Below are 23294 nucleotides of genomic sequence, written 5' to 3'. Positions count from 1 at the left end.
CTCCTCTCGGGACGGTGGTCCGTGCGTGCACCGCAGATCCTGTTCCCGCGCGGCGGGTCCGACCACGCCGTGGTCATACGGGTACCGCCAGTACCCCCCAGCGCCCGTCGGATCAGGCGCTGTCGCCCAGGAGGCGCCGGATGCGCTCCGCGTCCCGCTCGGTGTCCGGCGTGTAGAGCACCATCCCGAGTCCGGGCTCGTCGTCCACGGCGAACGACGAGTACCACAGGGAGAGGTCGCCCGCGGTGGGGTGGACCAGGTGCTTGACGCCTTCGCCCAGCACGCCGACGTCGTTGGCCTCCCACATCCCGGCGAACTCCGCGCTGCGCGCGCGCAGCTCCCGGACCAGTCGCTCGGCCTCGCTCGTGGTCCCCCAGCGGGCGAGTTCGAGCCGGAAGGTCGACACGGCCAGTCCGGCTTCGCGTTCCCAGTGCCGCAACAACTTCCGCGAGGCCGGGTCGAGGAAGAGGATCTTCAGCACGTTGCGCTCCCCCGGCTCCATGGCCTCGTAGTCGGAGAGCACCAGCCGGGCCGCGCGGTTCCAGGCCACGACGTCCCACGCCGCGGTCTTGAGGTACGCCGGGGCGTGCGGGAAGCCGTCGAGCGCCCGGCGGAAGCGCGGGTCGACCACGGCCGCCGCCGGGCCGCGCGGCGCGTCCACCCGCCGCCCCTGGACGAGCAGGAACAGGTGCTCGCGCTCCGCCCGGCTCAGCAGCAGGGCGTCGGCCACGCTCCGCAGCACCCGCGCGGACGGCGTTCCCCCTCGGCCCTGCTCCAGGCGCGTGTACCACTCGACGCTGACGTCCGCGCGGCGGGCGACCTCCTCGCGGCGCAACCCCGGCGTGCGGCGGCGGGTGGCCGAGGACAGGCCGACGGCCGCGGGGTCCACGCGCTCGCGCCGCGACCGGAGGAAAGCCCCCAGCGAGTTCTCCGAGGACGGTGCCACGCGGCCCTCCGGGTTCCGGGGCGGGTCCGCCCGCCCGCGCTGAGCCTTGCCCGGTCGAACCTACCCGCCGACAGTGGCCGGTCGGCGGGTGACCGGTCGCGGCGGGCGGGGCGGCGTCAGCCGATCCAGTCCAGCACCAGCTCGGCCACCTCGTCCGGCCGGTCCAGGTGCATGAAGTGGCCCGCGTCCGCCACGACCCGCACCGATGAGCCGGGCGCCAGCGCCGCCCGCGCGTCGGCGAAGGTGGCGGGTGGCAGGCAGCCGTCGTCCGCGCCCGCCAGCACCAGCAGCGGGACCGTGGCGGGCAGCTCGCTGCGCGCGGCCAGCGGCGCCAGTTCGGGGTCGCGCAGCGAGGTGTCGAAGTTGGCGCGGTACACCCTCAAGGTGTTGCGCAGCACCTGCGGGTCGCCGTACAGCTCGTGCACCCGCGCCCGGTGGCGCTCGTCGAGGCTCAGGCCGGGCGACCAGGTCGCCCACAGGTGGTCCACCAGCCGCCGGTTCACCGCCAGCAGCGCCTCGGCCACCTCGGGCACCTGGAACAGCCACAGGTAGAAGAACCGCTGCTGCTGCTCGGGGTCGGTCAGCAGGGCGGGCAGGGCACCGGGCGGTGGCACCGCCATGGTGACGCCGCGGCGCAGCCGGTGCGGCCACAGCGCGGCCAGCCTGGCCACCATGCCCGCGCCGATGTCGTGCCCCACCATGTCCACCCCCTGGTCCGGGGACAGCGCCTCGGCCACCGCGGCGGCGTCGGCGGCGAGCGTGAGGCCGTCTCCGTGGGGCATCCGGTCGGCGGTGGCGGGGTGGTGCCCGCGCAGGAACGGCGCGACGACCCGCCTGCCCGCGGCCACCAAGCGCTCGGCCAGCGGCCCGAACGTGGCCGGGTGGTCGGGGAACCCGTGCCAGCACACCACCGGCGGCCCGTCCCCCGCGACCAGCGCGGGGAAGTCGAGGCGCTCGGTGCTGATGACGATCTCCTCGAAGTCCACGCCCGCAAGGTAGCCCACAACCCCCTCCCCCAGCCCGCGTCGGCAAGTACTACCCGAAGCGACTCCGGGGGCCGTCAACTACCACCCGTCGTCCCGAACGCTCGGTTCGGGGATGGGAGTTGCTAAGTGGAACTATGTTCCGTAACTTGTGGAGCGATGTTCCGGTTATTCGGGCGTCGCGCACCAGCCGCAAGGAGGAGCACGGTCATGCAGTACCGCACTTTGGGTCACACCGGCGTGCAGGTCAGTTCCCTCGCGCTCGGCGCGATGAACTTCGGGCGGGTCGGCGGCACCGGCCAGGACGAGGCCACCGCCATCGTCGACGCGGCCCTCGAAGGCGGGATCAACCTCATCGACACCGCCGACGCCTACAGCGGCGGGGAGTCCGAGGAGATGGTCGGCAAGGCCATCGCGGGCCGCCGCGACGACGTCGTGCTGGCCACGAAGGCGGGCCTGCCGCTGGGTGACGAGCGCAACCACCGGGGTGGCTCGCGCCGCTGGCTGACCACCGCGCTGGAGGGCAGCCTGCGCCGCCTCGGCGTCGACCACGTCGACCTCTACCAGGTCCACCGGTGGGACCCGAGCACCAGCGACGAGGAGACCCTGTCGGCGCTGACCGACCTGCGGCGAGCGGGCAAGATCCGCTACTTCGGCTCCTCCACCTTCCCCGCCCACCGCATCGTGCAGGCCCAGTGGGCCGCCCGCGAGCACCACCTCGGCCGCTACACCACCGAGCAGCCCAGCTACTCCGCCCTGCAGCGCGGGGTCGAAGCCGACGTGCTGCCGGTGGCCCAGCAGTACGGGCTCGGCGTGCTGGTGTGGAGCCCGCTGGCGTCGGGCTGGCTGTCGGGCGCGGTCCGCGCGGGCCGGGAGGTCCGCACCAACCGCTCGACGTTCATGCCGCAGCGCTTCGACACCGCCCTGCCCCACAACCGGGCCAGGCTCGACGCCGTCGAGCGGTTGGCGGCCGTCGCCGAGGAGGCGGGCCTGACCCTGATCCAGCTCGCGCTCGGGTTCGTCACCGCGCACCCGGCGGTGACCAGCGCGCTCATCGGCCCCCGCACGCTGGAACACCTGGGCTCGCAGCTCGCCGCCGCCGACACCGCGCTGCCCGCCGACGTGCTGGACGCGATCGACGCGATCGTCGCGCCCGGCGTGGACCTGGCCGCGCACGAGAAGAACGACACCCCGCCCGCGCTGCTCGACCCGTCGCTGCGGCGGCGCTGACCCGAGGGCGGACCACCGGGGCCGGTCGCGCGCTCAGGCGAACAGCCCGCCGAGCAGCTCCGGACCCAGCGCGATGGGCGCGGGGCGGTGGGCGGGCGGCCGCGCGCCCACCAGCTCGCGCACCAGGAAGTCCCAGCAGCGCTTGCGGACGTAGGCCAGGCAGTCGATGAGCGTGTGCTCGGCCCCCGGCACCACGAGCAGCTCGAAGTCCTTGTCGGCGGCGATGAGCCGGTCGGCCAGCCGCAGCGTGTGATCCGGGTGCACCTGGTCGTCCAGCTCGCCGTGGACCAGCAGCAGCTTGCCCGCCAACCGGTCGGCTATGTCCACATTGGAGGAACGCGCCCACGCCTCCGGGTTGTCCGCCACGTCGTAGGACTCCACGAAACCCGCGTTGAAGCAGCGGGTGTCGTGCGGCCCGGACAGGGCGACGCCCACCCGGAAGACCTCGGGGAAGTCCAGCATCGCCCGCACCGCGGCGAAACCGCCGCCGGAGTGGCCGAACGCGCCCACCCGGTCCAGGTCCATCCAGGGCCGGGTCCGGGCCAGCTGCCGCAGCGCGGCGACGTGGTCGGCCAGGCCGCCCGCGTCGGCCAAGCGGCCGTAGGAGGCGTCGTGGAAGGACTTGTCCCGCCCAGGGGTGCCCCGGCCGTCCAGCGCCACCACCACGAAGCCCAACGCCGCCAGCGGTTCCGCGTCCAGCCCCATCCCGCCCTGGTCGAAGCACGGGGCGACGCGGGTGACCTGCGGGCCGGGGTAGAGGCTGTCCACCACCGGGTAGCGCCGGGCGGGGTCGAACCCGCGCGGCCGGTACAGCACGCCGTAGACGTCGGTCACCCCGTCGGCCGCCTTGACCCGGAACCGCTCCGGCGGCGTCCAGCCGGTGGCGAGGAGCCCGCCGATGTCGGCCCGCTCCAGCTCGACCAGCACCCGGCCGGACCAGTCGCGGACCGTGGTCACCGGCGGAGTGTCCACTGTGGACGCCGAGTCGAGGAAGTACCCCTGGCCGTCGGGCACGGTGACGACGTGGTCCAGCTCGTCGTCGGTGAGCTTGGCGAAGCCGGAGCCGTCCAGGCCGACCCGGCACACCGTGCGCCGGTACGGGTCCTCCTCGACCAGTCCGGAGGCGGTGAAGTAGACCACCCGCTCGGCCTCGTCCACGCGCAGGACCTGCCGCACCGCCCACCGCCCGGAGGTGACCCGCCCGAGCAGCGCGCCGGTGCGCAGGTCGTACCGGTACAGGTGGCCCCAGCCGTCCCGCTGCGAGTACCACAGCACCTCCCGGGCCAGCACCCGCACCAGCGGCGGCTCGTAGGCCCACTGGTTGGGCTCCACGCGGGTGGCACCGGTCTCGCTGAGCACGGCGGTGACCTCGCCGGTGGTCGGATCCAGCCGGAACAGGGTGAGCGTGCGCAGGTCGCGCGGCCGGTCGAGGTAGTACACCGCCGAGCCGTCCGGGGCCCACCACGCCCACTGGGCCGCGATCGGCGACATCTGCGCCATGAGCGGCGGTTCGGCCCGCGCGCGGACCACCGCGCCCTCGGCGACGTCCAGCACGACCAGTTCGGCTCGGGGCAGTTCCTCGTCCCCCGCGTAGGCGTAGCGCTGACTGCGCAGGACGGGTGCGCCGCCGTCGGCGGGCCTGGCCTCCACCAGGTGGGTCCGCCGGACGCCGCGCTCGTCGGTGCGGTGCGCCAGCACCTTGGTCGAGTCGGGCGACCAGACCACCGCGGGCGGCAGGTGCGGCAGGCCGATCTTGCGCAGCAGGGTGGCGTTGCCCGTGCAGTCCGGACCCGTGCCGTACTGGTGGTCGGGCCCGCCATCGGTGGTCAGCGCCCACTCCCGGCCGTCGGACCGCGAGCGCGCCCACAGGTCGTGCCCCCGCCGGAACACCGCGACCCGGTTGTCCGGCGACGGCACCTCCAGCGGGTTGCCCGGCGGAGCGGGCTCGGTCCGCTCGCAGGCGTAGTCGTCCAGGCGGCAGCGCCAGCGCGCGCCGAGGGCGTCGAACTCCACGGCGTCGCCGACCGGTTCGACGGTGGCGAAGGGCAGCGCCCCGGGGTCGACCGGCTGCCCGGAGGCGGTGGCCAGCGCGGCGGCGAGCAGGTCGTGGTCGAAGGCGGGCGCACGGCTGCCCGCCGCCGGGTCGACCAGCACGAACCGCCTGCCGACACCGGTGCCGACCGAGTACCAGAAGCGGGCGCCCCCGTCGATCCACCGCGGTTCGACCTTGTCGCCGACGACGAGCTCGCCGGGCCGGGCGGAGCGGCGGAGCAGCTGCTCCGCCGCCTGGTAGTCCTGGGTGGTGCTCATCCTCGTCCGTCCTCGGGGTCGGTTCCGGGCGCGTCGGCCGTCCCGGACACGTTGTTTCTGACTCCAGAAACGCTACGTTGCGTTCCGGAACCCGACAACGAGGATGTCACCCGATCTGAGCAAAGTGCCAGGTTAAAGGCGAGACATCGTTGCAAAGCCGCTAAAAGCAATGCAACGAGAAGCCCGACTGTCGTTGCAATGACTTGACGGTGAACGCACGCGCCTCAGTCCTTGCCCCGCATGAGCTTCGAAGGCCACCAGATGCGCCTGCCCAGGTCCACGGCCAGCGCGGGCACCAGCAGCGACCGCACCACCAGGGTGTCCAGCAGGACGCCGAAGGCGACGATGAACGCGATCTGCGCCAGGAACAGGATCGGCAGCACCGCCAGCGCCGAGAACGTCGCCGCCAGCACCACGCCCGCCGAGGTGATCACCCCGCCGGTGATGGTCAAGCCGCGCAGCACGCCCTCGCGGGTGCCCAGCTCCCGGCTCTCCTCGCGCACGCGCGTCATCAGGAAGATGTTGTAGTCGATGCCCAGCGCCACCAGAAACACGAACCCGAACAGCGGCACCACCGGGTCCGCGCCGGGGAAGTCGAGCACGTGGTTGAACACCAGCGCGGACACGCCCATGGTCGCGGCGAAGGACAGCACCACGGTGGCGATCAGCAGCAGCGGTGCCAGCAGCGAGCGCAGCAGCAGCGCCAGCACCAGGAAGATCACCACCAGCACGATCGGGATGATGACCAGCCGGTCGCGCTCGGAGGTGCGCTCGGTGTCGAGCTGGGTCGCGGTGGGCCCGCCCACCTTGGCCTCGGCTCCGGGCACCGCGCGCACCGCGTCCCGCAGCCGTTGCACGGTCGTGGTGGCCGCCGCCGAGTCGGCCGGGTCGGCCAGCACGACGTCGATCCTGGCCAGGTCATCGGCGCGCTTGGTCACGTCGACCTTGGCCACCCCGTCGACCCGCGCGGCGGCGGCCACCTCGTCGGCCCGCTCCGCCCGCGCCAGCACGACCGTGGGCGCGCCGCTGCCGCCGGGGAAGTGCCGCGACAGCACCTCCTGGCCCCGCACCGAGTCGACCTCGTTGAGGAAGACGTCGGACTGGGCGGTGCCGGAGGCGCGCAGCTGCGGGACGAACGCCACGCCCGCCAGCAGCACCAGCGCGGTCACCACCCAGGTCGCGCGCGGCCGGGTCGCGACCAGGCGGGCGACCCGGCCCCACAGCCCGCTGCGCTCCGGGTGCGCGGAGCCGAACGCCGGGCGGCGCGGCCAGAACGCGGCGCGGCCGAACAGCACCAGGGCGGCGGGCAGGAAGGTCACCGAGGCGGCGAACGCGGCGGCGATGCCGATGGCGGCCACCGGGCCGAGGCCCTTGTTGGAGTTGAGGTCGCTGAACAGCAGGCACAGCACGCCCAGCACGACCGTGCCCGCGGACGCGGCGATCGGTTCCAGGGTGGCCCGCCAGGCGGTGCGCATGGCCTGGAAGCGGTCCTCGGTGTCGCGCAACTGCTCGCGGTAGCGGGAGACCAGCAGCAGCGCGTAGTCGGTGGCCGCGCCGAACACCAGGATCGACAGGATGCCCTGGCTCTGGCCGTTGAGGTCGATGACGTCGCGGTCGGCCAGCAGGTAGACGGCCAGGCTGGCCAGGCCCAGCGCGAGCACGCCGGACAGCAGCACCAGCACCGGCAGCAGCGGGCTGCGGTAGACCAGCACCAGGATCACCGCCACCACCGCGCCCGCGACCAGCAGCAGGAGCCCGTCGATGCCGCCGAACGCCTCCTTGAGGTCGGCCACCTGCGCGGCCGGGCCGGTGACCAGCACGGTCAGCCCGTCCGGGGCCTGCCCCAGCACTTCGCGGATGCGCTCCACGCCCCCGGCGGGATCGTCCGCGCCGACCGCGACGACCACCTGGAGGGCCTGGCCGTCCTGCTGGGAGGGGATCGGCGGGGACGCCTCGCCGGGCAGCTCGGCGGCGCGGGCGGCCAGGTAGTCGCGGTCGGCCGGGGTGATGCCCGAGGTGCGCTCGGCGATCACGATCGCGGGCAGGCTGTTGCTCCGCTCCAGCTCCCGCAGCCGGTTGGCCACCTCCGTGGCCTCGGCGGACTCGGGCAGGAAGGCGGTGTTGTCGTTGACCGCCACATCGCTGAGCTTGCCGGTGTAGGGACCGCCGAAGCCGCCCAGCGCCAGCCAGGCGACGGCGATGAGCGCGGGCAGGAGCCATCGTTTCGCGGTCACGGGACAATGTCCTCCGGAGCTGTGAACTTCGAGCGACACATATTTCGACGGTCGAAATATTAGAGGAGGGCGTACCGGCGTGCACGACAACGCGACGCTGATCAGGCTGCTGCGGCAGCTGACGGTGGAGACCGACCGGTTCGCCGAGCTGTTCGGCGAGGCGCACCGGATGCACCGCACCGACCTCAACGCGCTCACCCTCATCATGGACGCCAAGGCGCAGGGCCGCCCGCTGTCGCCCACCGGGCTGGCGCGGGCGCTGCACCTGAGCGCTTCGGCCACCACGTCGGTGCTGGACCGGTTGGAGTCCTCCGGGCACATCCGCCGGGTCCGCAGCGCCACCGACCGACGCAAGGTCGAACTGGTGGTGGCCGACCAGGCCCTGGAGCTGGGACGGGCGTTCTTCGTGCCGCTCGGCCTGGCGCTGACCGAGGCGTGGACCGGCTTCGACGACGAGCAGCGGGCCACCATCACCCGGTTCCTCCAGGCCAGCGTCGAGGCCACGGCGGCGGTGCGCGCGACGCTGGTCGAACCCGATCAGGAGCACTCCCCCGCTGACCGCGTGTGACACGGGCGACGCCGGTACCTTCAGGTGCCCGATCCGCTCGGGAAGGGGTGGGCATGGTCAGGGTGGTCGTCCTCGGCAGCGGTGTCCTGGGCGCGTCCACGGCGCACCACCTCGCCCGGCTCGGGGCCTCGGTCACGCTCGTGTCCGAGGCCGGGCCCGCCAGCGGGGCCTCCGGCAGGTCGCTGTCGTGGTTGAACTCCGCGGCCGTCCGGTCAACCGACTACCACCGGTTGCGACTGCTCGGCATCGACCGCTACCGCGCACTGGCCGCGCGCCTGGGCGGACCGGCGTGGCTGCGCTTCGACGGCCGCCTGACCTGGTGCGCGCCCGACCAGCGAGCCCGGTTGCGCGAGGTGTTCGCCTGGCAGCGGGCCGAGGGCCTGCCGGTCGAGTGGCTGTCGGCGGGCGAGGTCGCGGAGGTGGTCGCCGGGGTCGACCCCGCCGCCGTGCCGGAGTGCGGCGCGGTGCGCGCCCCCGACGAGGGCTGGGTGGACCTGCCGTCCCTGATCGCCCTGCTGCTCGCGGAGCTGACCCGGCTCGGCGGGACGGTGGTGACCGACGCCGGGCGGGCCGAGGTGGTGACCTCGGGCGGCCGCGCGATCGGCGCCCGGACCGGGTCCGGGCTGAGCTGGGACGCCGACGCGGTGGTGCTGGCCACCGGCGCGGGCGTGCCCGGCGCGCTGGCCCGCCTCGGCTTCCCGATCGGCGACCGGACCACGACCGCGCTGCTGGTGCGCAGCGACCCGGTTGACGTCGGGCTGCGCATGGTCCTGATCACACCGCGGGTGTCGATCCGCCCCACGCCCGACGGCGCGCTGGTGTTCGACTCGGCGTGGTCGGAGGAGGCGGTCGGGCGGCACGGCAACGACCCGGACCTGATCCACTCCATTGTGGACGGTCTGTGCGCGGAGGCCCGCGCCGTGCTCGCGGGCAACCCGGCGCTGTCGCCGCGCTCCTTCGCGATGGGGCCCAAACCCGTTCCCGCCGACGGCGAACCGGTGCTGGGACCGGTGCCGGGCGTCGAGGGCCTGCACGTGGCGTTCAGCCACAGCGGCGCCACTCTGGGCCTGGTCGCCGGGGAACTGCTGGCCGACCGGATCGTCACCGGCGAGACCCACCCGCTGCTGGCGCCCTTCGTCCCCGACCGGTTCGCGCGCTGACCGCCGAAGCGCCCGCCGTCCGGGAAATGTCCGCCCCGCGGGGGAATATCCCTGCCGCACCACTCGTTCCGCACCCACGATGCGAAAAATCACGGGCCGCACCCTGCCCGCGCGAGTAGGGTGGGCGGCGCTCATCGGCGCTGTCGCTGTTCCGCGCGCCCATTTCACCCTGGGGGACCCCGCATGACTTCCACTGCCGCGCCCGACGCCGTGACCGGCGCCGGGTCGTCGCCGCCTTCGCTGAGCCGCCGCGACCGCACCGTGATCGCCGTGCTGCTGGTGGCCACGTTCGTGGTCATCCTCAACGAGACGATCATGGGCGTCGCGCTCCCGGTGCTGCTCGACGAGCTCCAGGTGACCGCGGCCGTGGGGCAGTGGCTCACCGCGGGCTTCCTGCTGACCATGTCGGTGGTCATCCCGGTCACCGGCTACCTGATCCAGCGGGTGCCCACCCGCGTGCTCTACGGCGCGGCGATGACCCTGTTCAGCGCGGGCACGCTGCTCGCGGCGCTGGCCCCCGGCTTCACCGTGCTGATGGCGGGCCGCGTGGTGCAGGCGTGCGGCACGGCGATCATGCTGCCGCTGCTGATGACGACGGTGATGACGCTGGTGCCGCCCGCCCGCCGGGGCGCGGTGATGGGCAACATCTCCATCGTGATCTCCGTCGCGCCCGCCATCGGCCCCACGGTCTCGGGCGTGGTGCTCAACACCTTCGGCTGGCGCGCCATGTTCTGGGTGGTGCTGCCCATCGCGGTGGGCACGCTGCTGCTGGGCGTGCGCCAGGTGACCAGCGTCGGCGAGTCCAGCGACACGCCGCTGGACCTGCTGTCGGTCGCGCTGTCGGTGGTCGGCTTCGGCGGGCTGGTCTACGGCCTGTCCAGCATCGGCCACTCGGGCGGCTCGGCGGGCACCACGCTGTGGGTCTCGTTCGCGCTGGGCATCGGCGGTATCACCGCGTTCGTGCTGCGCCAGGTGTCGCTGCAGCGCCGCGAACGCGCGCTGCTGGACCTGCGCACCTTCACCTTCCGCACGTTCACCCTGGCCAGCGCCCTGATGATGGTGATGATGGGGCTGCTGCTGGGCACCGTGACGATCCTGCCGATCTACCTGCAGAACGTGCTGCGCCTGGACCCGCTGGCCACCGGCCTGCTGCTGCTGCCCGGCGGCCTGCTGATGGGTCTGCTGTCGCCGTTGGTCGGCCGCCTCTACGACCGGGTGGGCCCGCGCGTCCTGCTCGTCGTCGGCACGGCCGCCACCAGCGCCTCGCTCTGGTTCGCCACCACCTTCGACGCCGCCACGCCCGCGGCGCTGGTGCTGGTGTTCCACCTGGTGCTGAGCCTGGGCCTGGCGTTCTCGTTCACCCCGCTGTTCTCCTCCGGCCTGGGCGCGCTGCCCTCCCGGCTGTACTCCCACGGCAGCGCCGTGTTCAGCACCACCCAGCAGCTGGCCGCCGCGGCCGGGGTCGCGCTGCTGGTCAGCGTGATGAGCGCGGCCGCCGCCGAGCTGACCGCGTCCGGCCAGGCCGCGGCCGCCGAGATGGGCGGCGTGCACTCGGCGCTGCTGCTCGCGGCGTTCGTGTCGCTGCTGCCGGTGGCCGGTTCCTTCGCGATCGGCGGCAAGGTCGACACCGGGGCGGGGGTTCCCGCCCACCACTGAGCGCCACGGGGCGGGGGCTCCTCCCCCGCCCCTACTCGGGCGCGGCGGGTTCCCGCAACCCGCGCACGGTGGTCACCTCGGCCAGCCCCGAGATGGTGATGACCGGTGCCAGGAGGGGGCTCGCGAGCAGTTCGACGTGGTCGGCGTGGGTGAAGAGCACGCTCAGGCCCGCGCTGTCGAGGTAATCCACCCCGGTCAGGTCGACGACCACCCGCCCCGGCACGTCCTCCAGAGCGGCGGCGAAGGCCGCGATGTTGCTCATGTCGATCTCGCCCACGACCTTGAGGACCGCGGTCCCGTCCGGACGACTGCCCGGCGTGAGGGTGAGCGGTGTGGTCATCGCGGAATCCTCATGCGCATGTCGACGACCGTGCCGACCGGGCCCGGCGTGATGGTGACGTGCCGCATCGTGGCGCGCATCAGCGCCACCCCGCGCCCCCGGTGCGGGTTGTCCTGCGGGCGGGGCGTCTTCCACCGGCCGTTGTCGGCCACGGTCAGGCGCAGGTCGTCGACCGCGGCTTCGACCCTGAGCCGGACGTGGGCGCGAGCCGCGTCGCGGTAGCCGTGCTCGATGGCGTTGGCGCACGCCTCGCCCGCCGCCAGCAGCACGTTCTGCGCCGCGTCGGGCGAGAGCCCGCACCGCTCCAGCCAGCCGCGCAGTGCCCGGCGGACCGGCGCGAGCTGGGCGGGGTCGGCGGGGAAGGTCAGCTCCAGCGGAGCCGGGTAGCGGTACAGCAGCAGCGCCACGTCGTCGTCGTACCCCCCGGCCGGGGCCAACCGGGTCATCAGCAGGTCCGCCAGGTCGTCCAGGGTGGCGCCGCGGCCGTCCCGGACGACCCCGGCCGCCTGGTCGATGCCCGCGGTCAGCGGGCTGCGGCGGCGCTCGACCAGACCGTCGGTGTAGACCAGCAGGGTGGAGCGGGGCGGCAGGGCGCACTCCGCCTCCGGGCGCCCGACGTCCATCCGCACCGCGAGCGGGGTCGAACGCCCCCGGTCCAGCAGGGTGGTGCTCCCGTCGGCCTTGGCCAGGACGGCGGGCGGGTGCCCGGCGCTGGAGTAGGTCAGCTCGCCCGTCGCCGGGTCCAGCACGCCGCAGAACACGGTGGTGCACACCGCGCCGGGGATGCCCGCGGCGAAGTGGTCCAGCGCCATGAGGGTGCTGGCCGGGCCCTGCTGCTGCAGCAGGAGAGCCCGGCAGGCGCTGCGCAACTGCCCCATGACGGCGGCGGCTTTCAGGCCGCGGCCGACGCAGTCGCCGAGGACGACGCCGATGCGGCCGTCGGGCAGGGCGACGATGTCGTACCAGTCGCCGCCGACCCCCAGGGGGCGCGCCGCGGGCTCGTAGCGGACGACGAAGCCCTCGGGCAGGCGGGACGGGCCCAGGATGGCGCGCTGCAACGCCAGTGCGGTCTCCCGCTGCTGGTCGATCTGGTGGGCGCGGATCAGGCCCTGGGCCAGGTGGCCCGCGAGCACGGACAGCAGCAGCTCGTCCTGGTCGGTGAACGGGCGGTGCTCGTCCAGGTCCAGCCAGAGCACCAAGGCGCCCTCGGGGTGCTCCAGGGTGACGCCCACGCCCGCGCCCTGGGTGACCGGGCTGAGCGCGGGGCGCCCGCGCAGGCCGGTGAGCACCGCGCGGTGCTCCTCGCCCAGCCCGTCCCAGGACAGGGCGGTGTCGGTGCCGGTCACGGTCGGCTCGCCGCGCTCGGTGAACACCACGGACAGCACGCGCCGGGCGCGCCACAGGTCCTTGAACTGCTCCAGCGCCCCGGCCAGCGCCTCGGCCGAGCTGGTGGCCCGCGACAGCCGCACGCTCAGCGCCGCCAGCGCCGTCTCGCGCTGGATCGCGCAGCGCTCGGCGGTGACGTCGTGGAAGGTGCCCACGGCGACGGTGCGCCCGGTGTCGGGGTCCTGCGTCAGGTTGAACAGGACGCTGACCCACAGCCGGCGGCCGTCGCGGTGGACCAGCGGAACGGTGTAGTTGCCGCGCCTGCGGTCGCCCAGGCTCTCGAAGGCTTCCGCGGTCTGCCGGTAGGCTTCCGGGTCGGTCTCGGCGTCCGGCCACCACGGGTGCACCATCCGGTAGGGCAGTCCTTCGGGGCCATAGCCGATGATCTCGGTGAACGCCGCGTTGATCTCGACCACGGTGCCTTCCTCGTCGCAGACGAAGAACGCCTCCTGCAGGGACTCCACCAGAGCGGTGCGCCAGCGCGCGTGGTGGTTGCGCAGGCGGGCCAGCTCCACGTGCGCGCGCACCCTGGCCAGCAGCTCCGCCGCGGTGAACGGCTTGACCAGGTAGTCGTCGGCACCCGCCTGCAAGCCCTCGATCGAGGCATCCTGCCCGGCGCGGGCGGACAGCAGCAGCACCGGCACCGCCTCGGTGCGCGGGTCCGCCCGCAGCGCGGACACCAGGGCCAGGCCGTCCATGCGGGGCATCATCACGTCGCTGATGACCAAGTCGGGCTCTTGGGCGCGGATCGCCTCCAGGGCTTTCACGCCGTCTCCGACGGGCCGCACCCGGTAGCCCGCGCCCGCCAGCAGCCGGGCCAGGTACGACCTCATGTCGGCGTTGTCGTCGGCCACCAGCACCGTCGCGGGTACTCCGGGACCGGACGCGGCCGGTTCCCCCACGACCTGCTCGCCGTCCTGCCCGCCGTCCCGCTCGCTGGGCAGCCAGCGCAGGGCTTCCCGCACGTACGGCTCGGCGGTCACGGACACCTCGGACCGGGCGGGCGCGTCGGCGGGCAGGTGGGCGCGGCCGAAGGGCAGGCGGATGGTGAACCGGGTGCCCCTGCCCTCCTGGCTGTCGACGGTGATGGTGCCGCCGTGCAGCTCCACCAGCTCCCGCACCAGCGCCAAGCCGATGCCGCTGCCCTCGCCGGAGCGGCCTCGGGCGTTCTCGACGCGGTGGAAGCGCTCGAACAGCCGGGGGAGCTCCTTGGGCGGCACGCCGATGCCGGTGTCCTCGACCGTGACCACCGCTTGGCCGTCCTCGGCGCGCGTGGAGACGCCGATCGAGCCTTCGAAGGTGAACTTCAGCGCGTTGCTGAGCAGGTTGAGGACCACCCCCTCCCACATGCCGCGGTCCACGTGCACCGGTTCGGGCAGCGGCGGGCAGTCGACCTCGAAGGCCAGCCCGGCGCGGGTGACCGCCGAGCGGAACACGCTGGCCAGCTCGGCGGTGAGGGCGGCGAGGTCGACCGGCTCGTAGGCGGCCCGCGTCCGGCCCGCCTCGATGCGCGAGAAGTCCAGCAGGGTGTTGACCAGCTTGGCCAGCCGCAGCGCGTTGCGGTGGACGACCTCCAGGTCCTCGCGGATCGCGGGCTCCGCCCCGGCCAGCCGGTCGCGCAGCTCCGCCAGCGGGCCCATGATCAGCGTGAGCGGGGTGCGGAACTCGTGGCTGATGTTGGCGAAGAACGCGGTCTTGGCGCGGTCGAGCTCGGCCAGCTCCTCGGCCCGCCGCTGCTGGGCCTGGTAGCCGCGGGCGCTGGCGACCCCCGCCGCGATGTGCCCGGCGACCAGCTCGACGAACCCCCGGTAGCCCTCGTCCAGCGGCCGGTAGCGGTTCAGCCCGGCCACCAGGAAACCGTGCGGCGCGGCGCCCTGCTGCTGCAGCGGCACCAGCAGCGCCCGCACCGGCGGCTCCGCCCAGTCGCCGGCGGGCAGGCCGGTGAACGCGGGCCCGTCGAGCTCCACCACGGCGGATTCGCCGAGGGCGGGGGCCGCCGACGGCCACACCGCCCGCGCGTCGGCGGGCAGCACGGTCGGCGCGGCCGGGTGCCCGGCGGCGATCCCGGTGGTGCCCGCCAGCCGCGCGCCGCCGTCGTCCTGGAACAGGTAGGTCAGCGTGAAGGGCAGGTCCCGCCGGTTGCGGTCGAGCTGGCGGCAGGAGAAGGCGAGCGTCTCCCGCTCGGTGCGCACCACGCTGGGGTCCGAGCCCAGGTCGCGCAGCGTGGCCATGCGCCGCTCGCCGATGACCTTCTGGGTGTCCTCGCTGACCACGCACAGCATGCCGACCACGCCGCCCGAGTCGTCGCGCAGCGGGCTGTAGGAGAACGTGTGGTAGGTCTCCTCCGGGTAGCCCGACCGCTCCAGCAACAGCAGCAGCGCCTCGTCCCAGGTCGCCTCGCCGGTGGTCAGCACGGTCTCGATGCGCGGACCGATGTCGTCCCGGATCTCCGCCCACACCTCGGTCGCGGGCCTGCCCAGCGCCCAGGGGTACTTGCGCCCCAGGGTGTCGTGCCGGTAGGCGGCGTTGCAGAAGAACGTCAGCTCCGGTCCCCACGCCAGCCACATGGGGAAGCGCGACGACAGCAGGATGCTCACCGCCGTGCGCAGGCCCTGGGACCAGTCGGCGGGCGGTCCGAGCGGGGTCCTGGCCCAGTCCACCGCGGCGAGGTCCCGGCCGACCCCGCCGTCCGCGGCGAACACGTCCGCCCAAGCGGGCGGCTCGTCAGAACGCGTCACCGGGTACTCCTTCGTCGACCACTCCGGGACCACCGCTCCGCTGCTGCTCGGCCATGCGACTCCCGCCACCGTCGGAGTCCGATGACACGATGGGGAGATGATAGGTCGCCCCCTCGCAAGCGACGACCTGAGCAGCGGCGGGGCCGGTGGCGGCGCGGCGTCGGCAGGTGGTGCCCCGCACGTGAGGAATCACGACTTCCGCGCATCTCACGAGTGAATCTGCGGTCGGAACCTCACTCCTTTCAGCGTCCGCTGCGCGGGTCGGGCGATCCTCTCGCCCCGCGCGGTCACCGGATGACGTGCCCCCCTGGTGGGACGGGCGTCGCCGAAGCGCTGTCCCACGGGGGTGCCGGACGGCGCGCTTCCCCTACCCTGTTGCGGTGATCGAGCGGGGCCAGTCGTGGCAAGCGGTGTTCACCCACGTCGTCAACCAGTCGCACCTGGCGACCGCCGAGGACGTGCCGCGCATCCTCGACGAGGCGACCGCCCTGGTCGGCGCCTCGGTGGAGCTCTACCTGGTCGACCTGGGGCAGCGCGAGCTGCACCCGGTGCGCCGGGCAGCCGGTCCGCCGCTGTCGATCGAGGCGACGCTGGCGGGCCGGGCGTTCACCCGGATGGAGATCATCACGGCGGTCGAGGCCGCCGTGGCGCACCTGTGGGTGCCGGTGCTCGACGGGACCGAGCGGCTCGGGGTCGCCCAGATCGCTCTGCCCGAGGGCGGCGACCCGGCGGACCAACGGCTGCGCGAGCGCTGCTGGGCGCTGGCCGGGGTGATCGCGCACCTGGTGCTGAGCAAGGAGCTCTACAGCGACCTGTTCCACCGGGTGCGCCGCACCAGGCCGCTGTCGGTGGCCTCCGAGCTGCTGTGGCAGCTGCTGCCGCCGAAGGTGTTCGCCTCCGAGCGGGTGGTGATCGCCGCGGCGATGGAGCCCTACGACCACGTCGGCGGGGACGGCTTCGACTACGCCGTGGACGACGGCCACGCCTACGTGGCCATCTTCGACGCGATGGGTCACGACCTGCAGGCCGGGCTGACCACCTCCATCGCGCTGGCCGCCACCCGCAACGCCCGCCGGGGCGGCGCGGACCTGGTCGCCGCCGCCGAGCTGGCCGACGACACCATCGCCGCGCACCGGCAGGCGGACACCTTCGCCTACGCCACCGCGTTCCTGGCCCGGCTGGACCTGGCCACCGGGGAGCTGGTCTACCTCAACGCCGGGCACCTGCCCCCGGTGGTGCTGCGCGACGGCCGGGTGGTGCGCCAGCTGGACGGACGCGGTCGCACCCCGCTGGGCCTGGGCCGCTTCCAGACGACCGAGCCGCTGGTGCACCACGAGCAGTTGCAGCCCGGCGACCGGGTGCTGTTCTACAGCGACGGCGTCACCGAGGCCCGCAGCCCGCAGGGCGAGTTCTTCGGCCTGGAGCGGCTGGTGGACCTGACCGAGCGCCACGAGCAGGCCGGGCTGCCCGCGCCCGAGACGCTGCGCCGGGTGGTGCACGCCGTGCTCGAGCACCAGCGGGGGCGGTTGCAGGACGACGCCACCCTGCTGGTTCTGGAGTGGACCACCACCGAGCAGGCCACCCTGCTGCCCACCGTGTGAGCGCTGCCCACCGTGTGAGCGCGGGCTCAGGCGTGCAGACGGGCCCAGGGGGCGATCGGCACGCGGAGCAGGTCGGCGCCGCCGGGGGCCATGGTCAGCGCCACCAGCGCCGCCGCGATCCGGTTCAGCGGCAGGACGAAGTCCACGCAGCCGGTGGCCATGGCGCTGGCGGGCATCCCCGGCGCGCGGGCCGTGGTGGGGTCCTGCACCAGGACCCGGCCGCCGCCGCGCTTGACCTCGCGGACGCCCCGCGCGCCGTCGTCGAGCATCCCGGTGAGCACCACGCCGATCACCGCCTGCCCGAGGGTGGCGGCGAGGCTGGTCAGGAACTGGTCGCCGGAGCGGAGGGCGGGCCCCTCGGCGAGGGTGATCGTGCGGTCGGGCCCGAGGACCGCGCAGTGCCCGGTCGGCACGACCACGACCCCGGAGGCGCCCAGCGGGTCGCCGGTCCGGGCGGTCCGCACCGGCAGCGGCGTCACGCGCGCCAGCAGGCGGCCGAGCCGGTCGCCGTCGGCCTCGCGGCGGCCGTGCTGGACGACCACCATCGGCGCGGGGAAGTCCGCAGGCAGGCCCCGCAGGACCTCCGAGACCGCATGCAGGCCGCCCAGCGAGGCGATCATCGCCACCGCCTGGAAACCAGGGGGCACGGGGCCGTGCGCGGTGGCGGACACGACGTCCAGGCTACCGCCCTGTGCCCGGTAGCCGACACATGGCGGGGTGGCCGCGACCACAGCGGGTACCCCCACGGCACCGCGGCACGAGGAGGGCGGACGTGGACGACTACCGGTGGAACACGCTCCTGGCGAAGCTGTCGGAGGCGGAGTTCACCCGGCTGCGCCCCGGCCTGCGCGTCGTCGACCTGCGGATCAAGCAGCCGATCTACCAGTACCGGCACCCCATGGACGCGGTGTACTTCCCGCTGGACTCGGTCTTCTCGCTGGTGACGCCGGTCAGCGGTGAGCGCGGTGTGGTCGAGGTCGCCACGGTCGGCTTCGAGGGCATGGTCGGGCTGCCGCTGTTCCTCGGCTCGGCGACCAGCCCCACCGCGGCGTTCTGCCAGGTGCCCGGCAGGGCGGCGGAGCTGTCCGCGACCGACTTCCGGGAGTTCCTGCACCAGGACGGGCAGCTGCACGGCCTGCTGCACCGCTACACCGAGACCATGATCACCCAGATGGCGCAGAACGTCGCCTGCAACGTCGCCCACCTCGCCGAGCAGCGCGCCGCCCGCTGGGTGCTCACCACCGGCGACCGCACCCGCGGCGACCGGTTCCCCCTCACCCAGGAGTTCCTGGCCCAGATGCTCGGCGTGCGGCGCAGCACCGTCTCCGAGATCGCGGGCAAGCTGCAGGCCGACGGCGTGATCACCTACAGCCGGGGCAACCTCGCCATCCTCGACCGGCCGCGCCTGACCGGCATCGCCTGCGAGTGCTACCGGATCATCAAGGACGAGTTCGACGCGTTCGCGGGCCCGGACGCCTGAGGTCCGCTCAGCACGACGGCGGCTCGGCGGTCCGGCAGCGGCGTTCGAGCATGACCGTGTCGCGCCAGACGCCGTGGTGCCGGGCGATGCGCTCGCGCACGCCGACGGTGCGGAAGCCCGCGGCGTGGTGCAGGGCGATGCTGGCGCGGTTCTCCGGGAAGATCGCGGTCTGCAGCGTCCACAGCCCGCCCTCGTCGGCCGCGGTGACCTGCTTGCGCAGCAGCGCTGTGCCCACGCCCCGGCCGCGGACCCCCTCCCCCACGTAGACCGAGGTCTCGGCCACCCCGGAGTAGCACTCGCGGGTCGACACCGGCGTGGCCGCGGCCCAGCCCACGACCCGGTCGCCGAGCTGGGCGACCCAGCGGTGGCCTGCCAGCCACTTGGCGTCCAGGGTGCGCCTGCTGGGCACCTCGGTCTCGAAGGTGGCGTTGCCGGTGGCGATGCCCTCGCCGTAGACGCGCCGCACGTCGGCCCAGTCGTCATCGGTCATGGCGCGCACGGTGACGTCGGCGGGCGGGTTCGCGGGGTGGCGCGGGCGGGTGGCGACGGTGCCCATGACCGCGTCGGCGGCGTGCGGCAGGCAGGCGCGGCAGGCCGGGTCGACCGACACCAGCGTCGCCGTGCCCTCCTTGCGCAGCCGGACGAACCCGACCTCGGCGAGCTTGCGCAGGTGGTGGGAGCAGGTGGACTGGCTGATGCCCACGGCCTCGGTGAGCGCGCCGACGGTGATCTCTCCCGGCGCGGTGGCCACGACGTGCAGCACCCGCACCCTGGTCGGGTCGGCCAGGCAGGCGAACCACTGCGCGTAGGTGGCCGCGTCCCGCGTGGCGAGGGTCGTGGTCATGGCGCTGATTGTCGACCAGCGACAATGGTCGCGTCAATCGACGTCAGTCGATAGATCGCTCACTCCATCGAGGAAGATCGACGAATGGGCCGGTCACGGTGGGCGGGACGCGCCCCGGCGCTGGTCACGGCGGGTCGTCCGACCAGGTGTAGTCGGGCGGCCGGTAGTCGGCGAACCGGTCCAGCAGCCGCTCCAGGTCGTCGTCGACCAGCAGCATGTCCCGGTAGGGCGGCTTGAGGAAGCCCTCGCGGAGCATGTGCTCGACCAGCGCCACCAGCGGGTCGAAGTAGCCCGCGACGTTGAGCACGCCGACCGGTTTGGCGTGCAGCTTGAGCTGCGCCCACGTCCAGGCTTCGAACAGCTCGTCGAAGGTGCCCGCGCCGCCGGGCAGCGCCAGCACGGCGTCGGCCAGCCCGGTCATCACGGCCTTGCGCTCGTGCGGCGTGTCCACCACGCGCAGCTCGGTCAGGCCGTCGTGGGCGACCTCCCAGTCCACCAGCGACCGCGGGATCACGCCGATCACCCGTCCGCCCGCCGCCAGCGCGCCGTCGGCGACCGCGCCCATCGTGCCGACCCTGGCCCCGCCGTAGACCACCTCCGCGCCGCGGCGGGCCAGGGTCTCGCCGACCCGCCGCGCGGCGGCGAGGTACTCGGCGCGACCGGCCGACGATCCGCAGTAGACGCACACCCGCACCCCCAGAACCTAGCCCCGCCCGCAAGTACCACCCGGCCCGCCGCAGCGGGCCGCTGACCACTACCCGCCGCCCCAGCCCGCCGACGCGGGTAGTGGTTACGCGCTCGGCCGAAGCGCACGGGTGGTACTTGCGGGCGCGGTGGGTCAGGCGGGGGCGAGGGTGGCCAGGGTGCGCAGGGCTTCGTAGGAGCGCTGGATGAACGTGCCGCGCAGGGTCGGGCCGGTGTTGACCAGGGCGACCAGCGCGGTCCCCGCCCGCGGGCTGAAGCCCGCGAAGGAGGTGAACCCCCTGGTGCCGCCGGAGTGGAACAGCAGCTCGTGCCCCGGCCGCGCGCGGTGGTTCCACACCAGGCACAGGTGGTCGGCGCCGCCGGGGAGGGCCACGCGGGGGCGGGTGACCTCGGTGAGCGCCCGCTCCAGCGGGGTGGCGCTCGGGTTCAGGTGGGCGGTGAGGTAGCGCAGCATGTCCCGCGCGCTGGAGCGCAACGCGCCCGCGGCGGGCAGTCCGGGGATCTCCCACGGCGGTCGGGGCCTGCCGCGCCAGTAGCCGGTGGCCTGGGGAGCGGGGGCGCAGCCGGTGTCGGGCAGCCCCAGCGGGCGCAGCACGCGGGCGGTCAGCAGCTCCTCGAACGGGCAGCCCGCGGCGCGGGCCAGCAGGTGGCCCAGCAGCCCGACGCCGAAGTTGGAGTAGCGCACCCCCGGACGCGGGCGGGCGCGCGGCACGGCGGCGAGCACGTCCCGCGCCGTGAACGCCCGGTAGGGGTTGGTGAACCAGGCGGGCAGGGCGGAGCGCCACAGCCCCGGCGGCAGCTTGGGCAGCCCGGAGCTGTGGGTGGCCAGCCGCACCAGGGTGATCGGGGCGCGCGGGGCGCACTCGCGCGGCAGGTACCGCTCGACCGGGTCGTCGTAGCCGACCTCCCCGCGCGCCACCATCTCCGCCAGCAGCAGCGCGGTGAACGTCTTGGTCAGCGAGCCGATCTCGAACCGGGTGTCCGACCGGACCGGCAGCGCCCCGCCGCGGGCGGTGGTCCCGGAGGTCAGCAGGAAGTCCTCGTCGCCCCGGCGGGCGGCCACCGCAGTGCCGTCCACTGTGGACAGCAGTGGGGTGAGCGGGTCGGTCACGCGGCGCCGTTCAGCAGCCGGGACAACGCGAGCGTGCCCGCCACCGTGGCGACCACGGTGGTGTGCTGGTGGTTCAGGAACCGCTGGTCCGGGGATCCGGTCACCGGTTCGCCGTCGCGCGGCACCATCCCGTCGGCGTGCTGCAGCGCCGCCAGCCGCGCCCACTCCGCGGCGTCGAGCCTGGGCCGGGGCAGGCAGACGCCCACGATCAGCAGCTCCCCCACCAGGTCCCACTGCCCCACCTCGGACCAGATGTCGATCCACACCGGCAGCCAGTCGGTGACGTAGGCGGTCATGTCGGCGGGCAGCCCGTCCGGCCGCGCGCCCCAGTCGGTGAGGTGGAAGACGGTGTGGGTCACGCTGTAGCCGGTCATCCAGTCGATGGCCCACGGCGGCGGGGTCTGCCCCAGCCACGTGGCGCGGGTCAGCGACGGCCAGTCGTCGGCGCCGACGCCCACGGTCCGGTGCGCGTTGGCCACGGCCAGCCTGCGGTTGGGCACCACCTCGACCATCGAGCCGACCGCCGCGCAGTGCGTCAGCAGCTCCTCCAGCTCGTCGTGCCGGTGGCCGCTGCGGGCGAAGTGGGCGTAGGTCTCCAGCGGGTCGGTCAGCAGCGGGTAGCGCAGCTGCCGCTCGTAGAGCAGCGCGCCCTCGCGCATCTGCTGCCAGGTGAAGTCCACCAGCTCGCGCGCGGTGCGCAGTTGCGCGCTGCCCGCCGCGCCCTCGCGCAGCACCAGGGAGGCGGCCAGCGCGGTCTCGCCGAGCGGTTTGTAAGCGCTGTCCGGGTCGCCCAGGTCCGCGCCGGTGTCGGCGGGGAAGGCACCCCGCTCCCGGTTGGCGTGCAGCCAGTCCAGGGCGGCGGTGCTCAGGTCGTGCGCGATGCGGGCCACCGATGATCCGGTCACACCGCCTCCGATCCCAGCAGCAGTCGGGCCACGGCCAGGTCCAGCAGCAGCCGAGGTTCCGCCCCGACGCGCAGCCGGACGTGCTCGACCAGCGGCGCGGGGTCCAGCGGCAGCTCGACGCCCAGGTGGGCCAGCAGCGCGGTCCAGCGCGCCAGCCGGGCCGCCGTGGGGTAGTCGCGGCGCAGCACCGCCCGGCTCGCGCCCCTGGTCAGCGCCAGCGGCTCGGCCACGACGGCGGCCACCACCGGGCCGCCGACCTCGGGCAGCGCCAGTGGGGACAACCGGGCCACGGCCGCCGACCACAGCGGCCACTGCTCGACCCTGCCCAGCACGGCCGCGGCGTTGTCCGGCGGGGCGACGCCCGCCGCGTCCGGCTCGGGTCCGTAGAACAGGGCCAGCAGCCGCACCGCGGCCCAGTCCCGCCACGCGGCCACCCGCTGCTCCTCCGAGCTCGCCCCGATCACCGGGGGGTAGGTCCCGAAAGACTCGGCCACCACGGCGGCTTCCCGCGCGTCGAGGAGGCGGTCCGCCACCAGTTGCGGGGCGAACAGGTCCGCCCCCAGCAGTCGGACCGCCCCCAGCGCCGTCGCCTCGTCGGGGCACGCGTCCATGTAGTCGACCAGGCCCACCGCGCCCGCGCCGCGCAGGGCGTCGAGCACGCGGCCCGCCAACGCGGTGGCCGCGTCCGCGAGGCGAACCCGGACTTCGGCCGGGTTCACTTGTCCTTGGGCTCCTTGGGAACCTCAGGGGACAGCAGCAGCCCCAGCAGGAGCAGCCCCGCCGACTGCGGCGAGTACAGCGGCGCGTCGCTGATCGCGGCTTCCGGCTCCGCCATCAACTCGTGCAGGACGGCTTGCTCTTCCGGTGTCGCGACGGGGCGCACCACGGTCTGAGCTGACATCGCAGCCTCCTTGATTTAGGGAAAGCACCAGCACTTCGAGTGCAGCACGGAAGGGGGACGGTGTCCGGTCGGGGGAGCCGGTCCGGGCCCTTTCCACTCATGTGAGTGACAGGGCACCGATCCGCCCGCCGTTCGCGCCGGAAGCCGTTGGGGCGCGAGGAGGCGCCTGCGCGGGCCGGAAATTCAGCGTACGATT

19 protein-coding genes are annotated in these 23294 nt (G+C 74.1%); 6 read left to right on the top strand and 13 right to left on the bottom strand.

The features are described from left to right. Positions 1–112: 112 nt before the first annotated feature. On the bottom strand, positions 113–946 hold the full coding sequence (locus IEZ00_RS20890; protein WP_189224985.1) for a helix-turn-helix transcriptional regulator: 834 nt from the start codon (positions 944–946) through the stop codon (positions 113–115). 116 nt (positions 947–1062) lie between these two features. Further along, the gene (locus IEZ00_RS20885) at positions 1063–1932 is read right to left on the bottom strand and encodes an alpha/beta fold hydrolase (RefSeq protein WP_189224984.1); all 870 of its coding nucleotides are present in this window, start codon (positions 1930–1932) and stop codon (positions 1063–1065) included. A gap of 207 nt (positions 1933–2139) precedes the next feature. Here IEZ00_RS20885 and IEZ00_RS20880 point away from each other — a divergent pair, with 207 nt between their 5' ends. Next, the gene (locus IEZ00_RS20880) at positions 2140–3159 is read left to right on the top strand and encodes an aldo/keto reductase (protein WP_189224983.1); all 1020 of its coding nucleotides are present in this window, start codon (positions 2140–2142) and stop codon (positions 3157–3159) included. A gap of 33 nt (positions 3160–3192) precedes the next feature. On the opposite strand, the gene IEZ00_RS20875 is transcribed toward IEZ00_RS20880, so the two are convergent. Continuing rightward, entirely contained in the window at positions 3193–5469 is a 2277-nt protein-coding gene (locus tag IEZ00_RS20875; protein ID WP_189224982.1) for a S9 family peptidase, read from the bottom strand. Between the two features lie 224 nt (positions 5470–5693). Further along, entirely contained in the window at positions 5694–7703 is a 2010-nt protein-coding gene (locus tag IEZ00_RS20870; protein WP_189224981.1) for an MMPL family transporter, read from the bottom strand. A gap of 79 nt (positions 7704–7782) precedes the next feature. On the opposite strand from IEZ00_RS20870, the gene IEZ00_RS20865 reads away from it, so the two are divergent. From IEZ00_RS20865 to IEZ00_RS20855, 3 genes are all read left to right on the top strand, one after another. Next, the gene (locus IEZ00_RS20865; RefSeq protein WP_229795954.1) at positions 7783–8271 is read left to right on the top strand and encodes a MarR family winged helix-turn-helix transcriptional regulator; all 489 of its coding nucleotides are present in this window, start codon (positions 7783–7785) and stop codon (positions 8269–8271) included. Positions 8272–8324: 53 nt separating this feature from the next. After that, positions 8325–9431 carry an NAD(P)/FAD-dependent oxidoreductase gene (locus tag IEZ00_RS20860; protein WP_189224980.1) on the top strand — a complete coding sequence of 369 codons (1107 nt, stop codon included), beginning with the start codon at positions 8325–8327 and terminating at the stop codon, positions 9429–9431. Between the two features lie 183 nt (positions 9432–9614). Next, the gene (locus IEZ00_RS20855) at positions 9615–11087 is read left to right on the top strand and encodes a DHA2 family efflux MFS transporter permease subunit (protein ID WP_189224979.1); all 1473 of its coding nucleotides are present in this window, start codon (positions 9615–9617) and stop codon (positions 11085–11087) included. 31 nt (positions 11088–11118) lie between these two features. Here IEZ00_RS20855 and IEZ00_RS20850 read toward each other — a convergent pair whose 3' ends face one another. Beyond that, entirely contained in the window at positions 11119–11427 is a 309-nt protein-coding gene (locus IEZ00_RS20850) for an STAS domain-containing protein (RefSeq protein ID WP_189224978.1), read from the bottom strand. Then, positions 11424–15551 (bottom strand): SpoIIE family protein phosphatase, encoded by a 4128-nt coding sequence (locus tag IEZ00_RS20845; protein WP_189224977.1) that lies wholly within the window; start codon positions 15549–15551, stop codon positions 11424–11426. The genes IEZ00_RS20850 and IEZ00_RS20845 overlap by 4 nt, the downstream gene beginning before the upstream one ends. A gap of 380 nt (positions 15552–15931) precedes the next feature. Here IEZ00_RS20845 and IEZ00_RS20840 point away from each other — a divergent pair, with 380 nt between their 5' ends. Further along, positions 15932–17152, top strand: a complete 1221-nt coding sequence (locus IEZ00_RS20840) for a PP2C family protein-serine/threonine phosphatase (protein WP_229795953.1) — start codon at positions 15932–15934, stop codon at positions 17150–17152. A 26-nt stretch (positions 17153–17178) separates the two neighbouring features. Here IEZ00_RS20840 and IEZ00_RS20835 read toward each other — a convergent pair whose 3' ends face one another. Further along, positions 17179–17823 carry a chemotaxis protein CheB gene (locus IEZ00_RS20835; RefSeq protein WP_189224976.1) on the bottom strand — a complete coding sequence of 215 codons (645 nt, stop codon included), beginning with the start codon at positions 17821–17823 and terminating at the stop codon, positions 17179–17181. Positions 17824–17924: 101 nt separating this feature from the next. Between IEZ00_RS20835 and IEZ00_RS20830 the strand changes: the two genes are divergently transcribed. Beyond that, positions 17925–18632, top strand: a complete 708-nt coding sequence (locus IEZ00_RS20830) for a Crp/Fnr family transcriptional regulator (protein ID WP_189224975.1) — start codon at positions 17925–17927, stop codon at positions 18630–18632. A 7-nt stretch (positions 18633–18639) separates the two neighbouring features. On the opposite strand, the gene IEZ00_RS20825 is transcribed toward IEZ00_RS20830, so the two are convergent. From IEZ00_RS20825 to IEZ00_RS20800, 6 genes are all read right to left on the bottom strand, one after another. Continuing rightward, complete coding sequence (locus IEZ00_RS20825; RefSeq protein WP_189224974.1) at positions 18640–19476, bottom strand: helix-turn-helix domain-containing GNAT family N-acetyltransferase; 837 nt, start codon at positions 19474–19476, stop codon at positions 18640–18642. A 124-nt stretch (positions 19477–19600) separates the two neighbouring features. After that, entirely contained in the window at positions 19601–20170 is a 570-nt protein-coding gene (locus IEZ00_RS20820; RefSeq protein WP_229795952.1) for an LOG family protein, read from the bottom strand. A gap of 144 nt (positions 20171–20314) precedes the next feature. Further along, positions 20315–21292, bottom strand: a complete 978-nt coding sequence (locus tag IEZ00_RS20815; RefSeq protein WP_189224973.1) for a serine hydrolase domain-containing protein — start codon at positions 21290–21292, stop codon at positions 20315–20317. Further along, positions 21289–22197, bottom strand: a complete 909-nt coding sequence (locus IEZ00_RS20810; RefSeq protein WP_189224972.1) for a DUF6895 family protein — start codon at positions 22195–22197, stop codon at positions 21289–21291. The genes IEZ00_RS20815 and IEZ00_RS20810 overlap by 4 nt, the downstream gene beginning before the upstream one ends. Further along, positions 22194–22916, bottom strand: coding sequence for a hypothetical protein (locus tag IEZ00_RS20805; RefSeq protein WP_189224971.1), 723 nt, complete (start codon positions 22914–22916; stop codon positions 22194–22196). The genes IEZ00_RS20810 and IEZ00_RS20805 overlap by 4 nt, the downstream gene beginning before the upstream one ends. Further along, positions 22913–23098, bottom strand: coding sequence for a hypothetical protein (locus IEZ00_RS20800; protein WP_189224970.1), 186 nt, complete (start codon positions 23096–23098; stop codon positions 22913–22915). Before IEZ00_RS20800 ends, IEZ00_RS20805 begins: the two co-directional genes overlap by 4 nt. Positions 23099–23294 lie beyond the last annotated feature (196 nt).

It is taken from the genome of Saccharothrix coeruleofusca, assembly GCF_014648515.1.
Lineage (GTDB): Bacteria > Actinomycetota > Actinomycetes > Mycobacteriales > Pseudonocardiaceae > Actinosynnema > Actinosynnema coeruleofuscum.
This window is presented reverse-complemented; position numbering and strand designations above follow the sequence as displayed.

Bases quoted from the DNA above. Each gene is read 5' to 3' on its own strand.
- IEZ00_RS20880 (WP_189224983.1), top strand. From the start codon at position 2,140: ATGCAGTACCGCACTTTGGGTCACACCGGCGTGCAGGTCAGTTCCCTC.
- IEZ00_RS20875 (WP_189224982.1), bottom strand. From the start codon at position 5,469: ATGAGCACCACCCAGGACTACCAGGCGGCGGAGCAGCTGCTCCGCCGC.
- IEZ00_RS20860 (WP_189224980.1), top strand. From the start codon at position 8,325: ATGGTCAGGGTGGTCGTCCTCGGCAGCGGTGTCCTGGGCGCGTCCACG.
- IEZ00_RS20855 (WP_189224979.1), top strand. From the start codon at position 9,615: ATGACTTCCACTGCCGCGCCCGACGCCGTGACCGGCGCCGGGTCGTCG.
- IEZ00_RS20850 (WP_189224978.1), bottom strand. From the start codon at position 11,427: ATGACCACACCGCTCACCCTCACGCCGGGCAGTCGTCCGGACGGGACC.
- IEZ00_RS20825 (WP_189224974.1), bottom strand. From the start codon at position 19,476: ATGACCACGACCCTCGCCACGCGGGACGCGGCCACCTACGCGCAGTGG.
- IEZ00_RS20800 (WP_189224970.1), bottom strand. From the start codon at position 23,098: ATGTCAGCTCAGACCGTGGTGCGCCCCGTCGCGACACCGGAAGAGCAA.